This is a genomic window from Terriglobales bacterium, from assembly GCA_035454605.1.
GTDB lineage: Bacteria > Acidobacteriota > Terriglobia > Terriglobales > Acidobacteriaceae > DATMAB01.
Genome location: DATIGQ010000171.1, coordinates 1 through 9,291, shown reverse-complemented (window position 1 = coordinate 9,291; position 9,291 = coordinate 1). Strand labels below are relative to the sequence as shown.

12 protein-coding genes and 1 tRNA gene are annotated in these 9,291 nt (G+C 63.1%); 3 read left to right on the top strand and 10 right to left on the bottom strand.

Translation table 11 applies throughout. The features are described 5' to 3' along the window. From galT to VLE48_12410, 3 genes are all read right to left on the bottom strand, one after another. Positions 1-917 (bottom strand): galactose-1-phosphate uridylyltransferase (gene galT / locus VLE48_12420; protein ID HSA93808.1); only part of this gene is annotated, 917 nt, incomplete at its 3' end. Between the two features lie 48 nt (positions 918-965). Then, a complete protein-coding gene (locus VLE48_12415; protein HSA93807.1) occupies positions 966-1,412 on the bottom strand; it encodes a YraN family protein in 447 nt (148 codons plus the stop codon). 117 nt (positions 1,413-1,529) lie between these two features. Next, positions 1,530-2,888: an acetyl ornithine aminotransferase family protein gene (locus VLE48_12410; protein HSA93806.1), complete on the bottom strand. Its 1,359-nt coding sequence runs from the start codon at positions 2,886-2,888 to the stop codon at positions 1,530-1,532. A 473-nt stretch (positions 2,889-3,361) separates the two neighbouring features. Between VLE48_12410 and VLE48_12405 the strand changes: the two genes are divergently transcribed. Beyond that, positions 3,362-3,691, top strand: a complete 330-nt coding sequence (locus tag VLE48_12405; GenBank protein ID HSA93805.1) for a hypothetical protein — start codon at positions 3,362-3,364, stop codon at positions 3,689-3,691. Here the strand turns inward: VLE48_12405 and VLE48_12400 are convergent. The 3 genes from VLE48_12400 to VLE48_12390 all read right to left on the bottom strand — a co-directional run bounded on the left by VLE48_12400 (position 3,688) and on the right by VLE48_12390 (position 5,335). Next, positions 3,688-3,960 carry a hypothetical protein gene (locus VLE48_12400; protein HSA93804.1) on the bottom strand — a complete coding sequence of 91 codons (273 nt, stop codon included), beginning with the start codon at positions 3,958-3,960 and terminating at the stop codon, positions 3,688-3,690. The genes VLE48_12405 and VLE48_12400 overlap by 4 nt on opposite strands. Before the next feature lie 18 nt (positions 3,961-3,978). Further along, entirely contained in the window at positions 3,979-4,473 is a 495-nt protein-coding gene (locus VLE48_12395) for a DUF2752 domain-containing protein (GenBank protein HSA93803.1), read from the bottom strand. Positions 4,474-4,672: 199 nt separating this feature from the next. Further along, complete coding sequence (locus tag VLE48_12390; protein ID HSA93802.1) at positions 4,673-5,335, bottom strand: PilZ domain-containing protein; 663 nt, start codon at positions 5,333-5,335, stop codon at positions 4,673-4,675. Between the two features lie 231 nt (positions 5,336-5,566). Between VLE48_12390 and VLE48_12385 the strand changes: the two genes are divergently transcribed. Both VLE48_12385 and VLE48_12380 read left to right on the top strand, forming a co-directional pair. Then, positions 5,567-5,643: transfer RNA gene (locus VLE48_12385), tRNA-Pro, on the top strand. A 367-nt stretch (positions 5,644-6,010) separates the two neighbouring features. Then, the gene (locus VLE48_12380) at positions 6,011-6,457 is read left to right on the top strand and encodes a nuclear transport factor 2 family protein (GenBank protein ID HSA93801.1); all 447 of its coding nucleotides are present in this window, start codon (positions 6,011-6,013) and stop codon (positions 6,455-6,457) included. On the opposite strand, the gene VLE48_12375 is transcribed toward VLE48_12380, so the two are convergent. From VLE48_12375 to VLE48_12360, 4 genes are all read right to left on the bottom strand, one after another. After that, entirely contained in the window at positions 6,447-6,737 is a 291-nt protein-coding gene (locus tag VLE48_12375) for a hypothetical protein (GenBank protein HSA93800.1), read from the bottom strand. The genes VLE48_12380 and VLE48_12375 overlap by 11 nt on opposite strands. A gap of 447 nt (positions 6,738-7,184) precedes the next feature. Continuing rightward, complete coding sequence (locus VLE48_12370; GenBank protein ID HSA93799.1) at positions 7,185-8,309, bottom strand: phosphatase PAP2 family protein; 1,125 nt, start codon at positions 8,307-8,309, stop codon at positions 7,185-7,187. A 173-nt stretch (positions 8,310-8,482) separates the two neighbouring features. Continuing rightward, a complete protein-coding gene (locus VLE48_12365) occupies positions 8,483-8,818 on the bottom strand; it encodes a metal-sulfur cluster assembly factor (protein HSA93798.1) in 336 nt (111 codons plus the stop codon). 102 nt (positions 8,819-8,920) lie between these two features. Further along, the coding region (locus VLE48_12360) for a S1 RNA-binding domain-containing protein (protein HSA93797.1) at positions 8,921-9,291 on the bottom strand (371 nt) is incomplete at its 5' end.

Genomic DNA, 9,291 nt, shown 5'->3' with positions numbered 1-9,291 from the left:
AGCTTGGGCATGACCTCGATATGCCAGTGGTAGTAGTCGTTGGGCGGGTCCTGCACGGGCGAGGAGTGCAGCACGAAGTTGTAGGCCGGCAGGTCGAGCACGCGATCCATCTTGGCCAGCAGGGTCCTCATCGACCGCGCCAGGTTCTCATAGATGTGCGTGGCCGAGTTCTCATACGACGACTCGTGCCGCTTGGGAAGGATCCAGGTTTCGAAGGGGAAGCGCGGGGCATAGGGCGCAAGAGTCAGGAAGTCGTCGTTCTCGCCCACCACGCGCACCATGGTCTCCATTTCCTGCCGGATGACGTCGCAATAGATGCAGCGTTCCTTGTAGAGGAAATACTGCTTCGAGCCCTCCAGCTCTTCCACCACCTGCTTGGGAAGAATGGGCAGGGCGATGAGCTGGCAGTGCGGATGTTCGAGCGAGGCGCCGGCGGCCTCGCCGTGGTTCTTGAAGATGAGGATGTACTTGAAGCGCTTGTCCTTCTTCAGATCCACGATGCGGTCGCGGAAGGCCCACAGCACGTCCTCCACCCGTTTGAGCGGCAGCGTGGCCAGCGTGAGGTTGTGGTCGGGAGTCTCGATGATGACTTCGTGCGCGCCGACGCCGTTCATCTTGTCGAACATGCCCTCAGCCTGACGGTTCAGGCTGCCCTCGATCATCAGCGCGGGGAACTTGTTGGGCACCACGCGCAGATTCCATCCGGCGGTATCGCGCTGCGGCGGCGGGCCGCCGTTCGACTGCGGGCGATAGGCGATGATCTCGGGCGGAGTCTTGGACTCGTTTCCCGCGCAGAAGGGGCAGAAGCCCCCCTTCATCCGTATGGGCTCTCGGGAAAAGTCGGTGGGACGCTTGGCGCGGTCGGTGGCGATGATGACCCAGCGCCCGGTAATGGGGTCCTTCCGGAGTTCAGGCAATCGAAGTCACCGTAGTGTCGAGAAGTTCAAAATCCGGGTCCGGCTATTCTACGCCATCGGGAAGGCATTCTTGAACAGCGTAATATCCACAGGCCGGCCCTCTTCCAGATAGATGCTCACGATGTCGAAGCGGCAGCCCGGCTGGCCTTCGACCCGCCGCAAGTATTCGCGCGCCACGGCGATGAGGTCCTGTTGCTTCTCGAGGTCCACCGCGGCCTCGGCGGGCGCCACCGCGCGGGTGGTGCGCGTCTTGACCTCGATAAAGCACAGCACGTCGCCCTCCCAGCCGATGAGGTCGATTTCTCCCTTGCGACGGGGTGAGCGGAAGTTCCGTGCCACCATCACGTATCCGTGCTGCCGCAGGTAGAAGTAGGCTTCTTCCTCGCCCCGGCGTCCGGTGGCCATGTGGACGGCTTCGCCGGAAGGTGGCCGCAGAACCAGGCGCGCCGCCGCATCGAGGGTGCGGACTGCAAGCCGTGTCAGCCTTCCGGACATTTCAGTCTCCCGTCACGCGGTCGCCTACGCGGATGACGCCATGCCCTGGAACATGGGCTTGCGTTTTTGTCATTCCGGGTCCGCTGCAGCGGACCCGGAATGACAATTCTCCGAGAGCTACTTCCCCGCTTCTTTCTCGACGATCGCGATCGACTCCTCGAGCACGTCCATCGCCGCGTCGGCTTGGTCGCGAGTGACCACCAGCGGTGGGGCGATGCGCAGCGCGGTTTCGCCGGCGCCCAAGAACAACAGACCTCGGTCGAAGGCCAGCTCCACGATGCGATCGCGCTGTTTCTGCGCCGCGGCCTTGGTCTTCTGATCGGCGACGATCTCCACGCCGATCATCAATCCACGCCCGCGCACGTCGCCCACCATAGGGTGCTTCTTCGGCCATTCGGAGATGCGGTCGAGGATGTGCTTGCCGACCTCGGCCGCGTTCTTCATGGCTTCGCGCTCGATGATGTCGAGCGTGGCCAGCGCGGCCGCAATGCACACCGGGTTGCCGCCGAAGGTGGAGGCGTGCGAGCCCGGTACCCAGTCCATGATTTCCGCGCGGGTCAGCGTCACGCCCAGCGGCATGCCGCTGGCGATCCCCTTGGCGCTGCAGACGATATCCGGCTCGACGCCGGCATGCTGGATGGCCCACCACTTGCCGGTGCGGCCACAGCCGGACTGCACTTCGTCTGCCACCAGCAGGATGCCGTGCTCATCGCAGATGCGCCGCAGCTCCTGCAAAAACTCGGTGGGCGCCACCACGTACCCGCCCTCACCCTGGATAGGCTCGACGAAGATGGCCGCCACTTCCTCGGGAGGCAGTATGGTCTTGAACAGTTTCTGTTCGATGAAGCGGGCGCAATCACGCGCGTACTCCGCCGCGTCGGTCCCCGCCGGCCGCCGGTAGAGGTTGGGATACGGCACATGGGTCACACCCGGCATCAGCGGAGCGAACCGCCGCCGCTGCTGCGGCTTCGACGAAGTCAGCGCCAGCGATCCCATGGTGCGTCCGTGGAAGGCGCCGAAGAAGGCGACGATGTGCTGGCGCCTGGTGTGATAGCGCGCCAGCTTGATGGCGGCCTCCACCGCTTCCGTTCCCGAGTTGCCGTAGTACACGCGGTGCGGGCCGCGCATGGGCGCGATCTGCGAAAGCCGCTCCGCCAGCGTGACCATGTTCTCGTAATAGAAGTCGGTGCCCGACATGTGAATCAGGTCGGCCGCCTGCTTCTGAATGGCCGCCACAACCTCCGGGTGGCAGTGTCCGGTGGAAACCACGGCGATGCCCGCCGAGAAGTCCAGGAACTCGTTGCCGTCCACGTCCTCGATCACGGTGCCGCGGCCACGCTTGGCCACCAGCGGGTACGAACGGGTGTAGGACGGAGAGAGATACTTCGCATCGCCCTCCAGAATGCGCTTGGCATTGGGGCCGGGAAGGGCGGTCTTGATCTGGGGTCCGGCGGGATTCAGTGTCTTGGTAGTCATGTCAGTTTCCTCGTATGAGCTGGGCGCCCGAAGGGCGCGTGAAGGTGGGCATCCGCCGGGGCGGACGCCAGAGCTCAAAAGAACGAGGAAAGGACTAGTCGCAGCCGAAGAGGTTCGGACGCAGCTGTGCGGGACGATGCAACAGATTGGCCATCAGGTTAGGCGCCATACCGCAACTCCACATTCATTATAGCTGTCCGAGCGCGCAGCCGTAACCCCGGGGGCCAGGGTAACCCCTGTCCCGATACCGGCGGTTACCTGTCCCTACGTAGTCTGGCGGCCGGGATGGGGCCGTCCTATGCTGGTCGCACTCCCAGGGGACTGGAGGCACCATGAGGTGCATGTGGCTGCTGCCGGTAGCCTTGGCGGTGCCGGGCGTCTTAGCCGGGCAAGAATCTCAGTCCGCGGCCGACTGTTCCCTGTCTCGGCCGTTGGAAGCGGAAGCGAGCGCAGCCGCCGTTCCGGTGGCTCCGATGGGCTCGCGCATTCCACGCCTGGCCGAAATCAGCCGTCGGAACACGCCGGAGTACAGCTACTCCAGCGTCTGGACGCCGCCAGCGTTCGCGCAGGTTCGGGCGATGCAGCCGGCGCGGCCGCGCAGCAATTCCCTGCCCCGATTCCTGCTGCGCAATCCGCTGCTGGCCAAGCCGCTGATCCGAAAGCTGGCGAATCAGCTCGCGGGACGCGAACTCTTCGACCCTGCCTCCGCCGGCCATAGCCGTATCCGCATCTCGCCGCACGTGGACCCGGGCAGCGAGGAGTACGGCGTCCGTGTCAAGCTTTCGCTGACGCGCCGGGACTAGCCTCCCGAGGACGACGCCGCCAGCATGAACGTCAGCCCCATGATGACGATATAGGCGCCGATCGCGGCCAGCCACACGGTCAGGATGAGCTTCTTTTTCTCGTGCTCGAACTTGGCGAACGCGTAATACAGGATGTAGAGCGGAATGCACAGGCACAGCAGACCCTGCACCACTCCGCCCTTTTGAAACGCGTGGATGAGCACAATGATCGCGCACACCAGCGAAACCAGACTGCACAGCAGACCAACGATTCCCAGCAGTCCACCCATTGCCACCCTCCCCAACAGCTAGATTGCGGATGAGCCGGCAAACCAGCTCACAATCATGCGAATGAGTCCGAACGCCAGAAAGGAATAGACCAGGGCTTCATACGCCGGGCGGAGACGTGCTTGGTGCGCGGTAAAGGAGCGCCGCAAGCGCCCTCGCACGTCGTTCGGCAGCAGCCCGTGCACGGAAATCAGGACCAGGGCTGGAAGCACCGCGAAGACGAAGGGGTGATAGAAGAAGGCCGCAGCTCCGTCTCCGTGCAGCAGCGAGGAAAGTGCCCTCGTCATCCCGCAACCCGGACAGGGTAGGCCGGAGAGAATGCGGAACAAGCAAACGCGAATGCCCAATCCATTCGACGGTAATGCGGCTGCCGCAGCCAGAATCAGGGGAGCCAGCACCGACGCCAGGGGGTTGAACATCAGGCTGTAGACATCGGCGGCTGCCGGGAAGAAGGATGAGCGAAAGGTGCGCAGTCCCCCTTCCAGGGTCGGCAACGGACTCTCGGCCGCAGACATGAATCCGGCATCCCTTTCCGCGCACTGCCCAGGCGCCAACGAACGCGAGCAGCCTACTACAGCGTCACCGTCAGTCAAGCCGAAAGTGGATACGTGGCTTGCCGCGTCCGCCCACCGCGACACCCCATGAAACCGTGTGCTTCAGCCCTGGGGGCGCGGAGAAAACAGAGACTGGATGTACGTTCGAAGCGGGTCCCGATTACCTGCGCTCCTGCAACTCGACGATTTGATGCAGCACCGCCAGCAGGACACAGGGTATGGCCATTCCCGCCGCCAACATCAGGCCCGATTCGCGTGGAATCTCGACCGTGAGCAGGAACAGGGCCGCGAATAACGACGTCCCGGCTAGAAGCAGGACGGATTCGCGCCCGCGAGTCAGCGCTGACCGTTGGGTTATCAGGTGGGCGACCGGCTGAGCGGCTGACTCCGCGTCACACGCTGGCGGTGCCGCCCGGGCTGCCTCGGCGGGCTGGGTCGCGAGGCTGGCCGCGTCGGCTTGACCGGCAACGCGAGGCTCAGGCTCCGTACTGACCCCGTGAGCCGCCGCACAGCGCGTGAGGAGGCTATCGAACAATGCTTCTTTCAGCCTGCGACGTTCAGGCTCCGCCAGTTCGACGAACTGTATGCCGGCCTGGCTGGCGCTGGTCCAGCACACTTCGCCGGCAGCGTCGACGAACGTGCGCGTTCCCGGCAACTGAAAGTTCACGTGCACCGGAGCCTGCGCTCGCACCGGCGCCGCGGCCTGCACCGCCATCCCATGCTCATTCAGATTGAGGATGATGCCGCCGTTCGATCGGTCCAGGTTCACGTAGGCCAGGGTGTCCCACAGGACGTGGCGCGGCAGTCGGCGCTGCAGTGACATCTCAGACTGATGTTGCCGCAGGTCGGCCGGTTCACCCAAGTGCCAGAAGTGGTTCCGGGGCAGTCTTTCGCCGCGGATTCGCGCGGACCAACCGGGACGCAAAAGAGGCGACGCAGAGAGCTCTGAAGGATGAAGGACCGCCGAGAGGGCGAGCGTTCGAATCCGCGCTCTGGGGCTGTTGTAAAATAGTCAGGTTGAACCCCACACCGCAGTCTGCGGTGTTCTCCGCGTCGGGACGTGGCGCAGCCTGGTAGCGCACTCGCTTGGGGTGCGAGGGGTCGGCAGTTCAAATCTGCCCGTCCCGACCAATCCTTTCAAAGACTTAAACGAACATCTGGTTTTTCCGCCACCTCGCTGTAGGCGATTTTGTGACGGTCTCCCCGTCCGGCCACAAGAAAGTCATCACGCCCTCAAAGCGCTCTTGGGATGCCGGTCGCAGCTCTGGCGGAGCGACGCGGGGATCGTCGTATTCGATGACGGCGTCCCCAGCCAGCCACTCTAGAAAGGCCGACCCATCGTCCGCTTTGACCATCAAGCGGGCTGGGCCATCGCTCGGAACGTCTTCTTGGCCGCACAAACCTGCGCTCCAGGATTTCTTCCCCGTTATAATCCTGCGATCTGAAAGGTGGGCCGCCCGCCGGATTACTACAAGGACATCCTGAGATGAGAAGAGCGTTGGTTGTTCTCGCCTTAACAGCAGCCTCAATGACCCTGGGACAAGGGCAAAGCGCTCCGAGGGTTTCCAAAAGGAGCGTTGACCAAGTCATTCGACAAGTCGATCAGGAACGCATTCAAGCGCAGATCCATGCTGATGCCGCGGCGCTGGAGCGCATCTACGCCGAAGACTTCATTGGTATAGGACCAAGCGGCGCTGTTAGGACGAAGGCGCAGGTCCTCGCAGATTTCTCCTCGCACAGGTTGAAATTCCAATCGATCACCACCGACGATGTTCGCGTACGCGTCTACGGAAACACCGCCGTGGAAACCGGTCGCTCCACGATGATCGGGGAAGACGCGGGGAAACCGGTTCCTCGTGACAATCGCTTCACCAGGGTATGGGTGAAACAGCAGCGCGGCTGGCGACTGGTCTCCAACCACTACTCGACATTGGTTACCCAGTGATCCCGTGAAGCGCACTTGGACCATCCTTGGCGTACGCGATGTGCCCGCCAGCTACCGCTGGTACCAGTCGCTGTTCGGCCAGCCGCAAACGCCGCCCGCACATGAGTATTTTGGGCAGATCCTCGACGCGGATGGGACGGTCTTGCTCTGCCTGCACCAGCGGGGTGCGCACGAGCACCCGAGCCTGATGAGTCCCGAGAAGGCGGCGGCCGGAGAAGCTCTGGTCACTCAGCGAGATGGAGAGCACGGGCGGCGAGCCCGACGTGGTCGGCCGCGACAAAAAGACGGGCGAGTTCCTTTTTTTGGCACCCGAGATCCGGCAATGCCTACGACGCGCATGCGGTCAGTGTTCTCGATGAGCACAAGCGACAGCTCGGCTACTTGGCCTCGCGAAGTGGCGCAGGACATTGCAGCAGATATGGGAGGTTGGCCGGGTGTGGATTGCCGCCATCACACGGATTGGTAAGCCAGAGGGGAGCAATAGCATTGGCTCTGGCCTGTTCTTGTTCCGATTGACACCTGAGGGTGAACGGCGGTTCCACGCCCAAAAGAATGCAGTACTAGCCCCCAACCGCTAGCTAGATTAGAGCTTGAGCCCCGTCGAGCCTGGCAGTGCCGATTATGGTCCAAGTTCTAAAATCGTCTGCTAGGGCCGACCAACGCGTTTTCACAGCCAGCTATCGTTCATTCCAACTGGACCGTTGAAGCCTGACAAGGAAGTCCGTTGCTACGGCATTCTGCTTGGCTCTCTTGTCGGTTCGGTTGCAGGGGCAATTCCTCCGTAGGGTTCTCTCGCCCTAGCTGGGAATTCACTGTTCTCAGGGCCTGAATTCAGAAGAGACTTTCGCCTTGATGCGGGAGCCGGGACATTAGGAGAGGCTTGCGAGTGACACACGTGTCGCCCAATCATGAACCCGAGCGCCCCGCCGACAAGAACGTCCGATGGAAAGTGCTCCCGCTCGAAGGTGCGGGACACGGAGACCAATCCTGCCAGGCTGTAGGCGACAATTGCCATCCAGCGCTTGTGCTGATACTGGCAGGCTACCACTGTCGCCAGTGCCCAAGATCCGGCGGCGTGTCCGGAGGGGAACGCCCGTCCTCCCTCGAAGAAGTCCCCCTCAGCATTGTCGATGAGCATAGTGCCGCCGGCGGTGGTTGGCCGGGGCCGCTGGGTGACGGTCTTCAGGGCCTGCGTGATGATGAAGGCATCGGCAAAGGCGCGATAGCCGAGAAGACCTGTAGTGCGGGCCCGCTCGTTGCCGCGCCAGCGTCCAATCAGATAGAAGGCGCTGGCGACACCGAGGTCGCCTGCGGCGCCGCCAACCTGGGAGACCCGATGGCTGAAGGCGTAGCCGCTGCCCGGTGGGTCCTCCGAGATTTCCCGGGCCACGTCGGGATCGGTGGCAATCAGGGCGGCGGTCGCGCCTCCCAGCGTTGCGACCCAGGGTGCGTCGCTCTTCTTGAGTCGGAAGGGCCGGAGCCACAGGAATTTCTGGTCCCGAAGAATCTGTCGAGGCAATTCTTTGAGCCGGGGAGGTTCAACGCGAGGGGCATCGGAGCCTGGCTGGCCGCCTTCATGATCGAGGCCGCGCGGCCTTTGCGGATCCAGAGTCGGACTCTTTGCGAGGAAGAGGCGATTGACCGCTCGCCCCTCCGGCAAGCGAATTGAAATCAGCGCGCTGGGTGCGTCCGGCAGATCCACCCGGTTTTCTGCAGCGGGCTCATCGTGAGGGGCAACATCTTGGCCGGCGAGCGGTACGCCGAGAATCAGCGCAAGTGCCGCCCCGGGGAGAATCTGCCGAGACTGATGCCTATTGTGCCCTGGTTCGCCTTCCCCCAGGTGGCCGGTCATGCATCTTATTCGCATTGCTAGCTGCGTTAGATGCAGCCCTGACGCTACAAGGCTTCTGCTGCCCAAGTTCCTTGGATCGTCCGCCAGGGCCGACCATTCTTCACCCCGATCTGTGGGATGAGGCCTTGATGCTTCCAAGTGAGGTAGGGTGCCGCGCAGCCATCGGGAAGCCGTCACATCCCGGTGCGGATGGCGTCCAGTTGCTCGTCGTCGATGCCCAGCTTGCGGCGGCCTTCGGCGCTGATGCGGTGCGGAGTCCAGGGCGGGTCCCACACTACGTTGACCTTGGCGTTGGTGACGCCGGGCGTGGAAAGCAGGGTCTGGCGGACGTCGCGGCTGATCTCGGTGTGCGACGGGCAGCCCTGCGCGGTCAGCGTCATCTGCACCTCGACCTCGCCCGCGTCGCTCACTTCCACGCTGTAAATCAGGCCCAGATCCACGATGTTCAGCGGGATCTCCGGGTCGTAGCACAGGCGGAGCCGGTCCAGGATGTCGTCCTGCGTAGGCATCCTCTAATTCTACCGGAAAGAACGCCAAGGAGTCGGGAGGCAATCAGCAACCGGACACCGACTTAGTGACACGATTAACTCGGCGTCTCTGCGCCTCTGTGGCTAATCTTCCACCATCGCGAATTGCAGCTTGCGCTGGAAACGGTCCACGCGGTCCAGCAGCACACGCACGCGGTCTCCGAGGGAGAACTTCTTCCGGGTACGTTCGCCGATGATCTGGCGCGTGTTCTCGCGAAAGGTGTAGCGGTCTCCGGCTAGGGTGGCGATGGGCACCAGGCCCTCGACGAACATGTCCATCAGTTCGACGAAGAGACCCCAGCGCGTGACGCTGATGATGAGCGCCTCGAACTCCTCCCCGATGCGGTCCTGCATGAACCTGATCTTCTTCCACTCCATCAGCTCGCGCTCGGCGTCGTCGGCGCGTCGCTCGGACTGGCTGGATTCCTGGGCGATTTCTTCCAACACCTCCTGTG